The 18310-nt window shown below is 44.5% G+C and carries 14 protein-coding genes; 8 read left to right on the top strand and 6 right to left on the bottom strand.

Annotation, left to right across the window (positions count from 1 at the left end; genetic code table 11):
• Nucleotides 1–143: 143 nt before the first annotated feature.
• The gene (locus D0A37_RS19735; RefSeq protein WP_242716854.1) at nt 144–1121 is read right to left on the bottom strand and encodes an acetamidase/formamidase family protein; all 978 of its coding nucleotides are present in this window, start codon (nt 1119–1121) and stop codon (nt 144–146) included.
• A gap of 308 nt (nt 1122–1429) precedes the next feature.
• Between D0A37_RS19735 and D0A37_RS19740 the strand changes: the two genes are divergently transcribed.
• Complete coding sequence (locus D0A37_RS19740) at nt 1430–3223, top strand: purple acid phosphatase family protein (RefSeq protein WP_242716856.1); 1794 nt, start codon at nt 1430–1432, stop codon at nt 3221–3223.
• A gap of 427 nt (nt 3224–3650) precedes the next feature.
• Here the strand turns inward: D0A37_RS19740 and D0A37_RS19745 are convergent, their stop codons facing one another.
• Both D0A37_RS19745 and D0A37_RS19750 read right to left on the bottom strand, forming a co-directional pair.
• Nucleotides 3651–4856 carry a DUF4336 domain-containing protein gene (locus tag D0A37_RS19745; RefSeq protein WP_242716857.1) on the bottom strand — a complete coding sequence of 402 codons (1206 nt, stop codon included), beginning with the start codon at nt 4854–4856 and terminating at the stop codon, nt 3651–3653.
• A gap of 262 nt (nt 4857–5118) precedes the next feature.
• Nucleotides 5119–5961: a Uma2 family endonuclease gene (locus D0A37_RS19750; protein ID WP_242716859.1), complete on the bottom strand. Its 843-nt coding sequence runs from the start codon at nt 5959–5961 to the stop codon at nt 5119–5121.
• A gap of 119 nt (nt 5962–6080) precedes the next feature.
• Between D0A37_RS19750 and leuB the strand changes: the two genes are divergently transcribed.
• Nucleotides 6081–7166, top strand: coding sequence for a 3-isopropylmalate dehydrogenase (leuB, locus tag D0A37_RS19755; protein ID WP_242716861.1), 1086 nt, complete (start codon nt 6081–6083; stop codon nt 7164–7166).
• 447 nt (nt 7167–7613) lie between these two features.
• On the opposite strand, the gene D0A37_RS19760 is transcribed toward leuB, so the two are convergent.
• The gene (locus D0A37_RS19760; RefSeq protein WP_242716863.1) at nt 7614–9092 is read right to left on the bottom strand and encodes a bifunctional orotidine-5'-phosphate decarboxylase/orotate phosphoribosyltransferase; all 1479 of its coding nucleotides are present in this window, start codon (nt 9090–9092) and stop codon (nt 7614–7616) included.
• 239 nt (nt 9093–9331) lie between these two features.
• On the opposite strand from D0A37_RS19760, the gene D0A37_RS19765 reads away from it, so the two are divergent.
• Nucleotides 9332–9595 carry a pentapeptide repeat-containing protein gene (locus D0A37_RS19765; protein ID WP_242716865.1) on the top strand — a complete coding sequence of 88 codons (264 nt, stop codon included), beginning with the start codon at nt 9332–9334 and terminating at the stop codon, nt 9593–9595.
• A 47-nt stretch (nt 9596–9642) separates the two neighbouring features.
• Nucleotides 9643–10353: a DUF547 domain-containing protein gene (locus D0A37_RS19770; protein WP_242716867.1), complete on the top strand. Its 711-nt coding sequence runs from the start codon at nt 9643–9645 to the stop codon at nt 10351–10353.
• Between the two features lie 399 nt (nt 10354–10752).
• On the opposite strand, the gene D0A37_RS19775 is transcribed toward D0A37_RS19770, so the two are convergent.
• Nucleotides 10753–11721: a hypothetical protein gene (locus tag D0A37_RS19775; protein ID WP_242716869.1), complete on the bottom strand. Its 969-nt coding sequence runs from the start codon at nt 11719–11721 to the stop codon at nt 10753–10755.
• A gap of 341 nt (nt 11722–12062) precedes the next feature.
• Between D0A37_RS19775 and D0A37_RS19780 the strand changes: the two genes are divergently transcribed.
• Together D0A37_RS19780 and D0A37_RS19785 are read left to right on the top strand one after the other, a co-directional pair.
• Nucleotides 12063–12536, top strand: coding sequence for a hypothetical protein (locus D0A37_RS19780; protein ID WP_242716871.1), 474 nt, complete (start codon nt 12063–12065; stop codon nt 12534–12536).
• Between the two features lie 193 nt (nt 12537–12729).
• Complete coding sequence (locus tag D0A37_RS19785; RefSeq protein WP_242716872.1) at nt 12730–14511, top strand: leucine-rich repeat domain-containing protein; 1782 nt, start codon at nt 12730–12732, stop codon at nt 14509–14511.
• A gap of 768 nt (nt 14512–15279) precedes the next feature.
• Here the strand turns inward: D0A37_RS19785 and D0A37_RS19790 are convergent.
• Complete coding sequence (locus D0A37_RS19790) at nt 15280–15873, bottom strand: Uma2 family endonuclease (protein WP_242716873.1); 594 nt, start codon at nt 15871–15873, stop codon at nt 15280–15282.
• Between the two features lie 191 nt (nt 15874–16064).
• On the opposite strand from D0A37_RS19790, the gene D0A37_RS19795 reads away from it, so the two are divergent.
• The gene (locus D0A37_RS19795) at nt 16065–17465 is read left to right on the top strand and encodes a DUF2157 domain-containing protein (RefSeq protein ID WP_242716874.1); all 1401 of its coding nucleotides are present in this window, start codon (nt 16065–16067) and stop codon (nt 17463–17465) included.
• 98 nt (nt 17466–17563) lie between these two features.
• Nucleotides 17564–18262 carry a GDYXXLXY domain-containing protein gene (locus D0A37_RS19800; RefSeq protein WP_242716875.1) on the top strand — a complete coding sequence of 233 codons (699 nt, stop codon included), beginning with the start codon at nt 17564–17566 and terminating at the stop codon, nt 18260–18262.
• The last annotated feature ends 48 nt before the right edge of the window (nt 18263–18310 follow it).

The following is an 18310-nucleotide window of genomic DNA, read 5'->3' on the forward strand; positions in this document are numbered from 1 at the left end:
TAGGTAGAACTGGTAACTTATCCCATTTTAAGCTTAATAGTCAACAGGATCGCGATCCTGATCGACCACAACAGTGACAAATTTGTGTCGTTTGTGCGATCGCGATCTTAATTTTTTTGTCGATCGCGTGTTATCATTTTACCTCAAACTCCGTGACCAATAATTTTCACCTCGGGCAAAATACACTTGGGTATCATTCCGTGAACTCCTTTTTGGGGATTGTTGACAGCCTGCGTAATCCGAAAATTTACCGCGATGGAACACCAAACATAAGCCTCTTCTTCTTTGAAACCTGCAAACTTTTGCAGCCAATAAACCGTCTGTTTTACCGCCATCTCAAACGCTTCATCTAATGTTCTACCGAATCCCATAATCACAATATGAGTAGGCGTTTCTGCAAACGGAAATATCAGAAAAAAATCTTTGTGTAAGAGGATTTGAATAGTCCCGTCCATCGAAGTTTCTATAGCAGTACCGCCAACTTCACCATCTCCTTGTGCCGAATGTCCGTCGCCGATGGACAGTAAACCGCCACGCAGAAAAACAGGTAAAAATAGCCGCGTTCCTGCTTGCAGTTCCTGATTGTCCATATTGCCGCCGTAGCGCTCTGGAGGAATAGAAGAACGGTTGATTTCGGCATTGGCAACGCCGATAATTCCAAAAAAAGGATGCAGGGGAATCCCAAGGCGGCTACCTGGGGGAAATTCGGCAGTTTTTTGCTGTAAATCTAGCGGAATAAACCGCAATTTAGGTTCGGAAAAATAGTCAGGTAATGCTCCCCATCCGGCGCGAATTGCATTAAATCCTACTGGTAAACTCGGGTAAACATCCTCAATGTGAATTTCTAAAACGTCTCTTGGTTCGGCATTGTTAACATAAATCGGGCCGGTCAGCAAGTGGGGGCCGGGGCCAACTTTGCGGTGGGGAGGCAAATTCTGACAAATATCTAAAAATTCGGGGGTGAGAAATTCCGGCGGCGCTTTGTCAGCAACATAATATCCTGAATAGGTTTCGATGTCGATGCGATCGCCCGAATCCACCCTTAAAGCAGGTTCGATATTCGGAGAAAAACCGCCCAAGTGTACGGTGTTGCAGTTAGCCTTGAGAAGGTGGCGAGTCATGGGATTTTAGATTTTAGATTTTAGATTTTAGATTGAAGGAAGGGTGTTAAGAATGTTATATCGCAAGTCTCAAGCATTTTTGACAAAGATTTTTTTTAATGAACCGCAGAGGGCGCAGAGGGCGCAGAGAAAGAGAATTGAGAGATAAGAAGAGGTGAAAAAATGGTTCAAGTTTGTTAGATGTGAGATATTTTACTAATTTCTTAACTTTTTGATAACTTTGGTAGTTTAAAATTTCGAGTCGAGAATCTAAAATCGATGGTTTTTTTTCTTCAGACTAATGACTAATAACTAATGACTAATGACTAATGTTGACACCATTGCCCGATCAATTAAAAAATTCTAGAGATTTGCCCCGCAATCCCTGGTTTTTTGCTGTTTTGATTTTGATTGTCCTACTGCTAGGTTTCATTATGCAATCTTACCTCAACCAACCTCAACTTTTAACCGATCCGTTTCTGCAACTCCCAACAGTAAACTCGGTGCGAGTTGTCTGGTTTACCGAGTTTGCTGGTACTCGCAACACTGTTGCTTACGGCGAAAATTTGAATCAAACTGTGACGGCAAATACTACCAAGCTGAGCCGCACTCGCGAAGACAAAGACTCTCACATTTCCGATGAAATCAAACAAAGCATAATTGACAGCAATCCAATTGTCCGCGACATCTGGCGCCACGAAGCAGAAGTCCCCAATTTAAAACCCGGTGTTCGCATTCCTTATCGAGTCACCAGCGAAAGGAAAGACGGCGCATCTGTCAGCAGCAAACTTTTCACTCTTTCTCCGACACCAGCAGCAGGAATTGCGCTCAAAATCCTCCTCACTTCCGACCATCAATTGATGCCTATGACAGCAGCAAATCTCCAGAAAGTAGCCGAAACAATTGGGAGAGTTGACGCGGTTTTTATGGCAGGAGATTTAATTAATATACCCGATCGCGCTTCCGAATGGTTTGACGACTACCGAGGCCGCGCCTTCTTTCCCTCTCTGCAAGGTCGCGCATTTTCCGAAGTGGACAAAAACGGCATCAAAACCGTTTACAGCGGCGGCGAACTGATCCAACACGCGCCTTTATTCCCCGCGATTGGCAATCACGAAATCATGGGTCGCTTTGCAACCAACAGCACACTCGGGGACCAATTTAACGATCCTTTTCCCCGCGCCGCTGCCGAAAAAATATACGCTCAACGTGCTGCATCTGTGAATCCCAAAAATGACTCTTCAGTGCGGGAAATATGGCTAAAAAACAATAGTTTTAATAGCGATACCTATGACGAAATTTTCAATTGGCCGGGAGGCAAAAATTACTATGCTGTGACTTTTGGGGACGTGCGGTTAGTTACTTTGTATGTTACGAATATTTGGCGGACTCCGAATTTAGATCCAGGTGCGAGAGGCAGGTATCGCGAACGGGACGAAGATTTTAATAATCCCGAAAAATGGGGATACGGACAGCATATTTTTGAGCCGATTGTCAAGGGCAGCGCTCAATATAATTGGCTGCAACAAGAGTTAAAGAGTGCGGAATTCCAGCAGGCAAAATATAAAATTGTGATGTTTCACCACCCGCCGCATTCTCTGGGCGACAATATTGTACCTCCTTATACTGACCCAGTGCAAATAGTCGATCGCGCTGAGAATGGCGAGATTAAAATGGTGCGTTACGAGTATCCGAAACAGCAAGATTATCTGATTCGGGATGTAGTGCCGCTACTAGAAAGAGCGGGGGTGCAGTTGGTATTTTACGGGCATTCGCACTTGTGGAATCGGTTTGTAAGTTCCAGCGGAATGCACTTTTTGGAGACTTCTAATGTTGGCAACAGTTACGGTGCTTTTGCGGGGGAAAAGCGCCGATTTGTGCCGCCGGGATATCGGGAAGATTACAGCGCAATTGGAGACCCGAACGGATTGGAACCTGTGGTGCCGACTGTTGCGCCTTTGTTGGCAGAAGACGGGCGGCCGCTGCCTTATATTGATAGCAATGATATTACGGCTTTTACTATTTTTGATACGGGTAGTGGTGTTGTGAGTAGCTACTATTTTGATACGCGGAAACCCGAGTCGGAAGTGGTGAAGTTTGATGAGTTTAAGTGCGACAGGTAAGGGCACGGCATTGCCGTGTCCCTACAAATATCTGAGTCAACTGAGATGTTGCACTATTGTCAATTAGCTGTTTAGGAACGGGCAAGATGCCCGTTCCACAATAAAGAAATTTATTCTTTGTGGAACAGGCATCTTGCCTGTTATTGAAAATAGTGCAATATGTAAGATTAAACTGAGATGTGGCACCCTTCTTAATTACCTGTTTAGCAACGGGCAAGATGCCCGTTCCACAAGAAAGAAATTAATTTTTTGTGGAACAGGCATCTTGCCTGTTCTTGAGAAGGGTGCAAGATGTAAGATTAAACTGAGATGTTGCACCCTTCTTAATTACCTGTTTAGCAACGGGCAAGATGCCCGTTCCACACAACTCAATTTTATTGTGGAACAGGCATCTTGCCTGTTCTTCAAAATGGTGCAAGATGTAAGATTAAACCTTGTCTTTCGCAGGCGGTACTAAACCTGTTTTATTCAAACCGGCATCAATCTGCCTGAGCAATTTAAAATCGTCTTCGGGTAAAGAATTAACAGGCGAGTGTTTTTCCAGAAACGAGAATGCTTGCCGAAATTCACGCGGCCGGGAGTCGATCGCACCATCGAAGTGACAAGGTACAATCTTTTGAAAGTCCCAACTCGCCACTTTATCCACCCAATCAAGAGTTTCCCTCGGCGCGCGGTTGAGAATCAGTGTCTGCAAAATCGGCGCGACAAACAACCGCCCTCCTCCCCGCAAAGCCTCAAACGATCGCTCCCAATGTGTTTTCCACTGGAACGGGTACAACCCGAAATAAGCTTTCCTAGAGCGTTCTGGCGCTTCTAGTGCCCTGGCAAATACCTCCGACCACCGCGGCACTTCCAGCACGCTAGGCGTAAAATACATGGCAAATAAGGCGATTCTCTGCCACCCTTTGCGCCGATTTTCGTGGGTGTCTGCCACCGTGTCCAAGGCGGTGTCTTTGGCGTGAAATAGCAGTGGGTACGAGTCGAGTTGGACGATCGCGGGCGGATTTTCGGGAATCGAAACCACGGAATCTGTTAACATCAGCGTGCGCGATCGCCTGTGAAATAACGCAACTTCTGCAAATCTGCCCAAACCGAGGTCGAGGGGGCCGAGAATTGCCCAGTCAAATTGATCGGCTAAGGGCGTGTTGCTGCTGTCTAGGGGCAGTACAGAGGTGCGTTTCGCGGGAAAACCCAGCCAACTCAGCGGCAAATTCATGGGGAAACTCCACTGCTGCGGGGCGACCAACACCTGCGCTTCGGGAAAACACCTCGCAAAGGGGCCGACAAAAACTTTGTGCTCGATCCCCGAAACCGTTGTCAGCAGGATGTACTTAACCTCGCCGTGCTCTGCTACTAACTCTTTTACCAAGCGGATGCACTCAGGAGTCGGTGCAACGGGGGCGTAGACGAGAAGGCCTTCGGGTTCTAGTTTAATTACTGTCATCCGAATCGGGACGACAACGTAAAAAATGCCTTGTAGCTGGTCAAAAGTCCAGATTGTGTCCTTGACTATTTCCTTGCGGATGGTGCGCCGCTTGCTGTAGGGATAGAGGGGGACGACCGGCCAAAAGGCCCAAGAATAGTCCCGAGAATCAATCTGTGCTGATGTTGGTATGCCTTCGCCCTCTGCCACTGCGCGACTCCTTGCCGATGTTTTTGTACGTGCGTGCGATCGAACTGTTTTTATCTTATTTCACTCGTGTTGCGCGGATTCGAGGAGTTGAAAAGGGGTTATGGACGATTCCCTACGGGATAGCTGCGCCGCGCGTGCTTTTGGAACACTCAAGCAAGAATTACGCATGGGGGCTAGAAACCCGGTTTCTACGAGTTTTGGGACGAGTCACGAGAAATAGAAGGAAGAAACCGGGTTTCACCAGGCCTGGGTGCGAGAACTATTAAACCAACTGTTCAGGATCGATGCCTAGTTCCCGCAACCGCGCCGCTAGTCTTTCCTCTCGCTGTTGAGATTCTGTCAGTTGCTGTTGAGATTCTGTGAGTTGCTGTTGAGCTTCAATTACTTGCTGTTGAGATTCTATCAGTTGCCGTTCCGCCGCCGTTGCTCTTTCACCCGGACTCAAAATCAACCCTCCTTGGGCCGTAAACCACCGCAACCACAACCGATTCATACTCTTATAAGTGCCTTGCCACCAACCTAAACTCAACTGCAACTCAGGAATAAATAACCGCCCATCAATTAATTCTGCAGGTTCATAGTGGCCTCCTACAAGATGAAAAGCTCGCAATTCATCCGTGTAGCGACTGAAAATAAAATAGTAAGGAATCCGCAAAATTTGTTCATAAACTTGCCACTTAGTCGGCGGTTCCCCAGCTTGCTGAACAGTCCGCCCTAAATCTTCATCTTCAGTGCCCGGCGATAGCAATTCCACCACCACAAACGGATTTACCCGTTCTTGCCAAACTACATAACTCAAACGCATATCGCGCCCTTGATAAAGCCTTGGCACACCCACCGCAGCAAACCAATCCGGGCGTTTATGCCAGCGCGGTTGTGTTGCATCGTAATACAAATTTAGGTCACTGGCTGTAAAGACTTGTTCCGCATCCCATCCCGGCGGCAAAAACGTGAATTCCAAGAGTTGCGGCTGATCTAAATGAAATGTATCTGGCAAACCGGGCTCCTTTGGATCTTCGCTAGGTAAATCATACATTGTTGGCAAACTCTGCCGGGGGTCTAAAGGCGGTTCAGCTTGAGCAGGCGGGTAAGTCGGGAATGTCATAATGAATTCTGAGGTTGCTTATCCTGATATGATTATAACCTTGTGAGAATGTCTTGCATTTTCAAAGAATTCCCATTAACTCTCAATCTCAAATCTCAAATCAAAACTCCAAAATCGATATGACTCAAAACTACCGCATCACTCTTTTACCAGGAGACGGCATCGGCCCTGAAATTATCGCTGTGGCGGTAGATGTCCTGAAACTTGTCGGTCAACAATTGGACATCGGCTTTGAATTTCAAGAAGCTTTAATGGGCGGTGCTGCTATTGACGCAACAGGCCATCCGCTGCCAGAAGAAACACTGGAAAAATGCCGCAACTGCGATGCAGTATTGTTAGCAGCAATTGGCGGTTACAAGTGGGATAATTTGCCCCGCGAACAGCGCCCGGAAACTGGATTATTAGGACTGCGCGCCGGATTGGGATTGTTTGCAAATTTGCGTCCGGCGACTATTTTACCGCAATTGGTTGATGCTTCTAGTTTGAAACGGGAAGTTGTCGAAGGCGTGGATATTATGGTCATCCGCGAACTCACAGGCGGTATTTATTTTGGCAAACCGAAAGGCATTTTTGAGACGGAAACAGGCGAAAAACGCGGTGTTAATACGATGGCTTACACCGAGTCGGAAATTGACAGAATCGGGCGAGTGGCTTTTGAGACGGCCAGGAAGCGCGGGAAAAGGCTGTGTTCCGTTGATAAAGCGAATGTTTTGGATGTTTCGCAACTGTGGCGCGATCGTATTATTGCCCTTTCTTCAGAATACCCTGATGTCGAACTTTCTCACCTCTATGTTGACAACGCAGCCATGCAGTTAATTCGCTGGCCCAAACAGTTCGATACAATTGTCACCGGCAATTTATTCGGCGACATTCTTTCCGATGCGGCGGCAATGCTAACTGGTAGTATTGGGATGCTGCCTTCTGCTAGTTTGGGAGCAAGCGGGCCGGGGGTTTTTGAACCCGTGCATGGTTCCGCACCTGACATCGCTGGACAAGATAAAGCAAATCCCATCGCCCAAGTTTTGAGTGCGGCAATGATGCTGCGCTACGCCTTAAATCAACCGGAAGCTGCTAATAAAATTGAGCAAGCAGTTGTCGAAGTTTTGGATCGAGGTTATCGCACTGGTGATATCATGTCGGAAGGCATGAAACTCGTTGGCTGTCGGGCAATGGGCGATGCTTTAATTGAAGTTTTGCAAGGTTGATTTATTTACCTTTACTCGTTCCCAGGCTCTGCCTGGTAACGCCTTTCAGGAGGCTCTGCCTCCATTAAAACAAAGCAAACGAGACATAAATTTGGAGGCAGAGCCTCCGGGTATTAATTACCAGGCAGAGCCTGGTAACTAGAAAACGAGACAATTAATTCTTACTCGTTCCCAGGCTCTGCCTGGTAACGCATTTCAGGAGGCTCTGCCTCCACTAAAACAAGGCAAAGGAGACAGAATTTTGGAGGCAGAGCCTCCGGATATTAATTACCAGGCAGAGCCTGGTAACTAGAAAACGAGACAATTAATTCTTACTCGTTCCCAGGCTCTGCCTGGTAACGCATTTGAGGAGGCTCTGCCTCCATTAAAACAAGGCAAACGAGACAGAATTTTGGAGGCAGAGCCTCCGGATATTAATTACCAGGCAGAGCCTGGTAACTAGAAATTTTAATGTTCCGCTGTCAAAAGCTGAAATTGCTCGGTATCGATGCGATTTGCTTGATACAAAGTTTGAGCAATTTCCGAAAGCGCTAACACAGAATGTGCGCGATAACCATTAGCCTGCAATTTATCTTTAACTCCCTGTTCGTGGTCGATCAATACTACAATATCTTCCACATTCAACCCAGCCGATTTTAACTTGCCCGCGCCTTCCATCACGCTTTTGCCACTAATCAAAATATCATCGACTACGACAATCGTTTCTCCTGCCTGAAAATGCCCCTCAATCAATTTGCCAGCACCGTAAGTTTTCACCTCCTTACGCGGGAAAATCATCGGGCGTTCCATCCGCAATGCTAAACCGGTTGCGGTGGGTAAAGAACCGTAGGGAATTCCGGCAATGCGATCGAATTTTAAATCCTTGAGAATGTCTGCATAAGCGCTGACAATTTGGTGGAAAATCTGGGGAATTGAGATAATTTTCCGCAAGTCGATGTAATATGGAAATACGGCTCCCGATGCTTGTACGTGGTCGCCAAAAACTACGCAGCCGATGTCATAAAGTTGCAAGATTAAATCGCGGTGAGGTTCCGGTTGCAAAAAGCAAACATCCGGCAGCCACAGTTCGCAAGTGGGACTACCTTCGATCGCCCGCAGCCTCTGTTGATTAATATTATCCCGCAATTTCTCAATTTCTCGGCGCGGCTCTTTCCCCGCTAATAAACTCGGGGGGACGGGCAGCAATAAACCTTCACCATTCTTGCTTAAACCGGCCGCCAGCAGTTGTGCGAGGTCATTTTCTTCTGTGAGGTCATTTTCTTCAGCGATGTCTCCTTCGACTAAAATTAGGCGTTCAGGAGCAGCTTGGCGGATGCGCGCCAACATATCCGGCATTACTCCTACTTCTAAACCGACTTTTTCGGGAGTTCCCCAAGTTTGAGAGAGTCGGACTAATTGCAAGTACAAAGGATTTTTTGGCGTCGGGTATTCTTGCACAGCCTCGGCTGAGGGGTTGGCGGTGGCACAGAGTACAAAAACAGTTTTTCCAGCGTATAACAAAAAAGGCGCTACTTGGTCGAATCCGGCATAGGGACTTAAGGTAATAGCGTCAACTTGCCAGTCTTGAAATACAATTTTGGCAAATACTGTGCTGGTATTTAAATCGCAGTGTTTGGCATCTAAAATTACTGGCAGGTGAGGGGGAATAATGTTTAAAATTTCTTGCAGCAATGCCCAACCGGGAATACCGAGAGATTGGTAAAAACCGAGGGTGATTTTGCAGGCACAGATTAAATCGGCTGTTTCGTCGATCGCACTTTTTACCTTTGCAAACAAATCAGTTACAAAACTTTGAGTTTCCTCCCCAGTCATAGAAACCTGCGGGGGCAAGGTTTCCGGGTCTGGATCGAGGGCTAAATACAGCAAACTTTGATTGGTTTCAACAGCCGCTAACAGTTTATCGAAAAAGTCGGTTCGATCGCTCATAGTGTGTTAGGAAGGTAAGGGGAATTAAAAAAATTGCAGCTCAAAGTGGGATTGGTGTTGTGCCGGAAGAAACCGATCCCCGTTGAAATTGAAATTAAGAATCTTTTAAGATTGTAGAATGTAAAGAGCAGGAAATCTGTAACTTTGGGAGCAGTTTCATGGGGAATGATTTTCTGGTTGGCTACACCGGTGATTGCACCTAAGCCGCAGCAAGTCAATTAGTTGTGGTAAAGTAACCAGTGTCCGGGCGGGGATTTTATCGGCATTCCCTGCGGTACGCGAGTTTAGCAAATGCGAATTTGCCAGGGGCAGATTTGAGAGAAGTAAATTTTAGGGAAGCTAATTTATCGGGGGCAAATTTGAGCGGCGCTTCTTTGTGGCCAGCTAATTTACAAGGCGCTAATTTGACTCAAGTTAATTTAATCCAGAGCCCGTTTGACGGGGTTAATCTAAAAAATACTACCGTTGCAGGTGTTATTTCGGTTGACGGTAGTATTAAATAGAAGCAGAAGTTAAAGCAATGCCCGCCTTATATTATGGATAGTAATAAATGAGCGCTACGATCGACTTTAGGATTTGGGACGAGTTGCTGCAACGCTACGTTGACGATTTGGGCCGGGTCAATTATCGGGGCTGGAAAGCTGAGGGGGCAGAGGTTTTGAGGGCGTGGCTGGAAAGTTTGGCCGATGTGGATTTGGCGGATTTTACTGATGCGGATGCGCGGCTGGCGTTGTGGCTGAATGCGTACAATGCGATCGCAATTTCTCAAGTTCTCGAAGTATATCCGATCGCGTCGATCCGTCCCAAAGTTTTGGGAATTCCCAACTGGCTGAGTTTTTTGGATTTTTTCACTCGTTCAAATGTGATTATTGGCGGCAAAAAGTACAGTCTCAATCAAATCGAACACGCAATTTTGCGGCCGGAATTTGCGGAACCGCGCATCCATTTTGCATTAGTTTGCGCTTCTGTCGGGTGCCCGCTGCTGCGTCGCGGGGCTTATTTCCCGGAGTCGGTACGGACTCAACTAGAAGCGGATGCCAGCCGTTTTATTCACAATCCTGATAAGGTGCGATATGATGCCCAGAAAAAGACGCTTTATTTGAGCAAGATTTTTAAGTGGTACGGCGAGGATTTTGTGAAGGCGGCGGGTTCGGTGGCTGATTATGTGGGCGGTTATTTGGGGCCGGAGGCGGCTGTGGGCGATGGATGGGCGATCGTTTTTTTGCCTTACGACTGGAATTTGAATCGGGTTGATGGATAAAATTTGCGCCTGTGGGTAGGTGTTTTTTTGAGGGAGTAATTTTTTTCGGCTGTCGTTACCCCTTCAAATTGCCAGATTCAACAGGGCGATCGGACGGCTGCACTCGCACTCCCAGCGCTGGCAAGGGTTCAAAATGCAGTATCTATGGCTTTGTGAGGGGTTTTGGGGTGATTGGATAGCTGGCACGGCTGACACTGCCACAATCGCACTCTAACCACGGCTGCACGGTCGGAGCGCTGGCAAGGTAGCAAGGTCGGAGCGGCTGTACGGCTGCACGACTGCACAGGCTGGCAAGGTCGGAGCCGTCGCACGGTCGCACTTTGTTACGGTCGGAGCCGTCGGAGCGGTGACGGTCTAGCTTTTTTGCGTCACAGTCCCACGTCACAACACCACACTTTTTTATTCTTTTCCTAAATACATCTGTCTTTGTTTGTCTAGTTGAATCTCATAAAATTCATCAATTGTATAGTTGTGTTTTTGCATGGTAATAATATCTATCCATTTAAGTTGCCTAAAATTTTCTTCAAATTCAAGGTCTATCAGTTCATATTTAAGACATTTTAAACAGCAATATAAAGTTACTCCATCTTTAATCAAATATTTTATCCTTGTTTCTTTTTGGCAGGCTGAGCAAATTGGGTCGTAGTCTTCATCTCTTTCAAATCCTCTTATTTTTTGTAAGTAATCATGTTTATTATATTTTTTATCACAAACAAAGCATTGGCATTCTTTTATATCATTTTTAAATACGACAAAGCTTAATGATGAACAGTCAGGACATAATACTCTCAATCCGCTTTCACTCGTCTCAATACTATCTATTTCTTTTTTAAACTTATCTAATCTTTGTTTTCTATAAGCTTTAAACTCAGTGGCAATTGATTTTATTTTTTGAAACTTTTGTTGTTGTTTAACTGTACTGTTAACTTTTAAATCGCTTTCCCAAAATTTTATAATTTCGTCTAAGGCTAACGCTACGGTATATTGACATTCACTTAATGCTATATTAACTTCAAAATGTTCAATTTTATTTCTCAAAGATTTAAGATTCTTTATAGGTTCCTCATTAAAATTAAAGTTTGGAATAATTTTTTTTAGTCTTTTAATTAACTCATCATAATACACGCTACTAAAATCCCCAGTTACAAGTTTTTCGGGGGTTGCTTCCTCTGTTTTTTGAAATATTAAACTCCAATGTTCTTGTTTGAGTCTTTCTTTTAGTAATAATTGAATTCCCGCATACAGGTGCAGAACAGAATATTTCCATGAATCCTTAGATTGGGAAGTTTTCTTCAACATAGGTTTTACTGCTGTATAAATATAATCTATGCCGTTATCTAATAAAGTTAATTTAATATTTTTTTCCATTTATTTAACACTAAAGGTAGTTGTACAATTTCTCAAAGCTTAAATTAATTAATATGAGATATTGAGGTGATTATAACCTATAGTCGATTTATGTCAATAAGTTGAGGTAGCTCTAAAGGTTACTAGCTTTAGGTGGTGGGGAAATATCGAAAGGGTCGGAGCGGTCGGAGCGGTTGCAGCGCTTGCACGGTCGCACCTTACCACAGTCAGAACGGTGGCGGTATAGCTTTTTTTTTTCGTCTAGGCTGCGAGAGGTTCTAAATTTTGAGGTCTTGACATCTAGTGTTGATGTGAAATAGGATATGATTAAAAAATAAAAGTTATTTAGGAGACAAAAAATTATGACTATGAATAAAGCCTCTGTTCGTGATTTAATTTGGCAAGATAAAAGAAAAGATTTGAAAGACTGGTGTGAAAATACTTGTAAGCGTAGTTTAAATCAAATGATTATTCGGGATACTCTAAAAAATTCAGATACTACCTCTGATGTTAAAAAAATTTATGATATTTTTTTAGAAATAGTCCATAAAATACTGCTTCCACAAGATCCTCATGAACAATTTAAATATAAACGTTCAATATCAGAATCTATTAGCAAAATTTTTAGGGAACACTATTCTCTAACCGATATTCAGAAACCGATTATAGATAGTTCTAAATTTTTAGGTGAAGAAGTTTATAAGTATTTAGATTATGTAACAGATGTTGATAAATTTTTTAAACATCTTTGGCAATGTTTAAAAGATTATAAATATGATGATGAAATAATTGGTATTGCTTGGGTAGCTGCATCAGAATTAGTATCTGTTGGGTAATTGTAGCGGTATCAAGTTCTAAATCTAGTTTTTTTCATGACGTACCGATAAGGCTTGTAGGCACTAGGCGGGGAAATTAGATTATTCTGATAGAGCTTTCGCGGTTGCAAGTTTTAAACGGGGATAAACCTGTTTTTTCCAACAAGCTAAATTTTTGTCACAATAAAATAAATGTTACTGAGAGGTACACGACATGACCCGAGAGGAAGTAGTGCAACGAATTGAGCGGGCTGCCAATCAAAAATTTAGTAGACTAGATTTATCAGGGTTGCAGTTGGAAGAAGCGCCACCGGAAATTGCCAAGTGTATAAATCTGGAAAAGCTTAACCTCAGTTGCAATCAGATTACTTCCATTCCCGAGTGGCTCGGGCAACTGCCGAATCTGGAATGGCTTAGCCTTGAGGGAAATCAGATTACCTCCATTCCAAAGTGGTTGGGGCAACTATCCAATCTGACAGGGCTTGTCCTTAGTAAAAATCAGATTACCTCCATCCCAGAAACGCTGGGGCAACTGTCGAATTTGGAACACCTTGACCTCTATAAGAATCAAATTACCTCCATCCCAGAAACGCTGGGGCAACTGCGTAATTTGAGAAGTCTTTTACTCCCTGAAAATCAAATTATCTCCCTTCCGGAATCAATTGGGCAACTGTCCAATCTAAAAAATCTTTTCCTTCATGAAAACCAGATTACCTTCCTCCCGGAATCAATTGGGCAACTGTCCAATCTAAAAATTCTTTCCCTCTATAAGAATCAGATTACCTCCATCCCGGAAGCGATTGGGCAACTGTCCACTCTGGAAGTGCTTAACCTCAGCCAGAATAAAATTACTCAAATTCCAGAGGTGATCGGGCGACTGTCCAATTTGAAAAAGCTGATCCTCCATGAAAATCAGATTACCTTCCTCCCGGAATCAATTGGGCAACTGTCCAATCTAAAAATTCTTTCCCTCTATAAGAATCAGATTACCTCCATCCCGGAAGCGATTGGGCAACTGTCCACTCTGGAAGTGCTTAACCTCAGCCAGAATAAAATTACTCAAATTCCAGAGGTGATCGGGCGACTGTCCAATTTGAAAAAGCTGTTCCTCCCTAACAATCAAATTATCTCCCTTCCGGAATCAATTGGGCAACTGTCCAATCTAAAAAATCTTTTCCTCCATGAAAATCAGATTACCTCCATCCCGGAATCAATTGGGCAACTGTCCAATCTGGAAAAGCTTAACCTCAGCCAGAATAAAATTACTCAAATTCCAGAGGTGATCGGGCGACTGTCCAATTTGAAAAAGCTGTTCCTCCCTAACGATCAAATTACTAAAATCCCAGAGGCGATTAGTAGTATGAAGAATTTGAAAAAACTAAATTTGCGAGGTAATCCGATGTCGATGCTCCCGAAAGTTCTGGGGCACGGTCAAGATTATGGAGGTTGTGGTGATTTGCGAACTATTCGCGACTCTTACTTCCACACCAGCAATTTAGCCCTACCTGAGCTAGATGCTAAGCACCAAAAAATTGAATCTGAGGGAGATTTTGACGCTGAAACTCTTCAAGATGCCAAACGACGGATAACTGCTTCTATTGTGCAGCGACAGGGACAGGCTGAATTTCGACGTAAGTTGTTAATTGCTTACGGGGGTCGATGTCCAATAACTGATTGTGATGTAGAGTCAACTATCGAAGCAGCACATATAATCCCCTATCAAGGTACTCACACCAATCATTTAACAAATGGTTTACCACTCAGAGCTGACATACATACTTTGTTCGATTTGCATCTACTGTCAATTCGACCTGATACCAAGGAAGTGGTAATTGCCCCTGAACTCGTTGGCACGTGTTACCAAGGTTTGGCTGATCGAAAATTGACTTTACCTCAAGATCAAAAAACAACACCAAATCAGAACGCTCTCAACAAACATTATGAAACTTTTCTCAGCAAATCCAAGATTAGTCAGCTCAACGTTTATAATTTCTAGTTTGGAAAATTTGAGTTTCCCTGCCTATCCGTTTATAAAAATAGTGCTTTTTTCCTCAAAGCAGCACTGATGTCCGTTTATGGCAATGGTATTAACTGCCCAGCAACTAATCCTGTCTTACAGTTATGTCTTACGTTTCGCTATTCCGTAAGGCAACCGAGCCACACCACTTCCACGTTCTAGGCGGGAAAATTTGATATCCTGATGTAGCAGCAAGGGTTACAAGTTCTAATGGGGGGGAAATGATTTATGACGAGTAACTACGATAACAGATTCGATGGCAAGCGTATCTATAAATTTGCGAGTGGATCACAAGCTGAATACGAGATTCGTGGAAACAGAATTCACAAATTCATGTCAGGATCGCAGGCTGTGTTTGAAATTCGCGGTAACCACATTCACGAGTTTACGACTGGTTCCCAGCCGACTTACGAGATTCGAGAAAACAAGATTCATAAGTATATGTCAGGATCACTACCTGACTACGAAATCAGGTAATTTGCCTATCCTGATGTAACTCCAATGGGTTCAGGCTCTAGGCTGGGAAATAGGTTTTTCCCAGCCTATATTTATTTAGCAAAGTAAGGTTGGTGATATTCTCACGTCACTATCTAAAAATGGTGTGACTGTTAGCCAAACTTACAGGTTGCAATCAACCTAAATCCCTATCAGGGATTGAAACATGGCCTCAATCAGGTTGAGGGTGGAGATTTTCACTAATCGGTAGGTGGTTAGATGAATGCTAACCAATTAGCTATTGATCCGCCATTAAACCTCTCCACTCAAAATCTGTTGAACCGTCAAACTTAGCTGTGGAAACATCGGAGATACGATCGCCTCCCCATCCCGAAACACCCCAACCTCAACATATTGCCCATCCTGAAGCCGCAAAACCGTCACAACTTGTTCAATTGGATCGATCGCCCAATACTCTGCAATGCCCCGCGCTGCGTACTGAGCTCGTTTGCGCTCGTAATCCCGATCCCTGCCCACTCTACCCCGACTGACTACCTCCACAACAAACCGAGGAGGCAACATATCGAAAGTGATAGTTAGCCTGTTTGCTGTCAGGGGAATGTGTTCAAGTTCCAGAATTATCAAATCCGGGTAGCGGTTGGCGGCATCTCCCGATCGCAAAACAGCAACTTGAACCTCGCAATTATGCGTTTTAATCAGTCTAAGTGGCACTAGCCCGCTGCTAGCCACATAGAAAAATAGATAGTTAGCAATGAAATTATTAGGTTCAGATTCTGGCGGCAAAGCGATTAATTCCCCATCAATTAACTCATAGCGTTGATCCGTATCATTTGAGTAATTAAGGTACTCGTCAAAAGTTAATTTTTTAGATTCAGCTTGTACCATAAAATTACCTTCCTTAATTTATTCGTCCCTTGCTGCTGGGAGTTTGTTTATATAGAAACGGTTTCAACCGCCGAAAGATATCAATCAAATCTGCTGTGCAAGTTCAGCAGGTGTCCCAGCCTCCATCGACAATCAACCCACAAGTGACATATTAATAACTATCACAGTTCAAATCCTCTGGAATATTAAAAATGATTTCAGATAAATTTCGACGCGAGTTGCGGGAACAAGCCAAACTCTGGCAAGCAGAAGGACTCATCGATACTTCATTCTACCAACAACTTTCGGAACGCTACCAATTCAACACACTCGAAACCGCCTCCCGCAACCGTTTCCTCAGCATTCTCATCAGTCTCGGCGGCATTCTCCTCGGTATAGGAGTCATCACCTTTGTAGCCGCAAACTGGCAAGTTTGGTCGCGAGAAGTGAGAGTTGCGCTGCTGCTAAGTCTTTTCGTAGCAGTCAATGCAGCAGGTTTCTATCTGTGGCGCATTCCCCCATCCCGAAACAAAAACTCCAATCTCAATATTCCCCTAACAATAGGGCGAAACAAACTCCTAGGTGAAGGATTGTTGCTGTTAGGATCTCTGATTTTAGGAGCCAATATGGCTTTGATGGCACAAATGTTTCACATTGGCGGTTCTTCCTACGGACTTTACCTCACTTGGGGAATCGGCGTGCTCGGAATGGCTTACAGTTTGCGGTTGACTTCCTTGGGCGTTTTGTCCGCACTTTTAGTCGGTTTAGGCTATTGGCTGGCCGTGTTAGATTGGTCTTCCAAAGTCGAGTTTTCTTGGCTGGAAGTTTTGGTGCGGCAAATGCCGATCGCAGCCAGTATAATGTTTGTGCCGCTGGCTTATTGGTGTCGATCGCGTGCTATTTTTGCCCTAGGTGCGATCGCGATAATTTTCTCCCTACAAGTTTCTATTGTCCAAGGGTTAAATCCAACCTGGGGTACAGCAATTTTTTGTGCTTTACCGCCCGCTTTGCTGTGGGGATACGACGATGCAATCTGGCCGAAGGTACACAGCAGGCTGTTTCAACCTACGGCCCGCAGTTTAGCACTGCTGTTTCTCGCCAGTTTGTTTTATTTTCTTTCTTTCCACTGGTTGTGGCAAGATTCGCCGAATCCTGGCCAAACGGAGCCCGATTGGGTTTTGCTGGCAAATGTGGCTGTGTTGGGCGGTTTCACGGTGTTTGAATGGCTGCGCTTGGGACGTTTGGAACTGCGGCGGCCAAAACAAAAAGCAGTGGATTTGACTACAAGTGCGATCGGCATTTTAATCCTCGCCAGCGCCTTAATACCGCTTTTTCACCTCAATTTTACTCCCATTCCTCAATTAGCGACTTTTCTGTTCAATGTTTTATCATTTCTGCTCGCTGTCGGCTTAATCCGAGAAGGTTTAGCATTAGGCAACCGCCAGACTTTTTGGGGAGGCATGGTATTAATCACCCTGCAAATTATCAGCCGAGTATTTGAATATAACACAGGATTGTTGCTCAAATCTTTTGTATTTGTTTTGTGCGGAATTGGCGTAATTGCTGCGGGTTTGTGGTTCGAGCGCCACTTCGCAAAAATCCCCGCTGAATAGAAAATATTCATCTCTCTCTTCTCTAACTCAGCGCCCTCTGCGGTCTCTGTGGTTTAATCATTCCGAAACAACCGTAAACAATATAACCCATACCTAATATGAACACAAACAACATTGACTTATTAGTTGAAAATCCAGATACAACAAATGTGTTTCAGCTTCCCCCGGAAGCAAAACGCCTTCCTGCGTGGCGGCTGTGGATTCCTTTGCTCTTGCAAATCGGACTAATTGCCGCCGTACCTGCCACCGCCGTTTACACTTTTATTACTGGCAAAACAGTTGTCCTGCAAACAGCACCAGTAGACCCTTACGACTTTTTGCGCGGATATTACCAAGTTTTGAGCTATGATATTTCTGCTAGCACAAATCTCCAAAAACTCCCCGGCTGGAAAGATTTGCCTAAGGAAAAAATATATTGTTCGGCCGGAGTTGTTTGTCCACAAAATACGAACACTGTCAAGGCAAAAACCAGTTTTTATGTAATCTTAGAAGCGCCAAAAGCCGCCACTAATCCCGGCCGCCCCCAAGCTTGGAAACCCGTCCGCGTCAGTCTGGAAAATCCCACTAATTTGCCAGCCAATCAAATCGCAATTAAGGGCAAATATAACGGTTGGCAGATGGAATACGGCTTAGAAACTTATTATATGCCAGAGGATGAAAGGGAAAAAGTCAATCAGGAGATTAGCGAAGCTCAAAGGAACCAGCGACAATCATTTTTGGTAGAAGTAAAGGTTGACAAAACAGGCCATGCTGTGCCTGTGAGTTTGTGGGTGCGCGATCGCAATTATCGATTTTAGCCAAAAAGGGCCAAAGGTCGATCGGGCTTTTGGTCTAGCTTTGAGTAT

The sequence above is a fragment of the Microcoleus vaginatus HSN003 genome, assembly GCF_022701255.1.
Lineage (GTDB): Bacteria > Cyanobacteriota > Cyanobacteriia > Cyanobacteriales > Microcoleaceae > Microcoleus > Microcoleus vaginatus_B.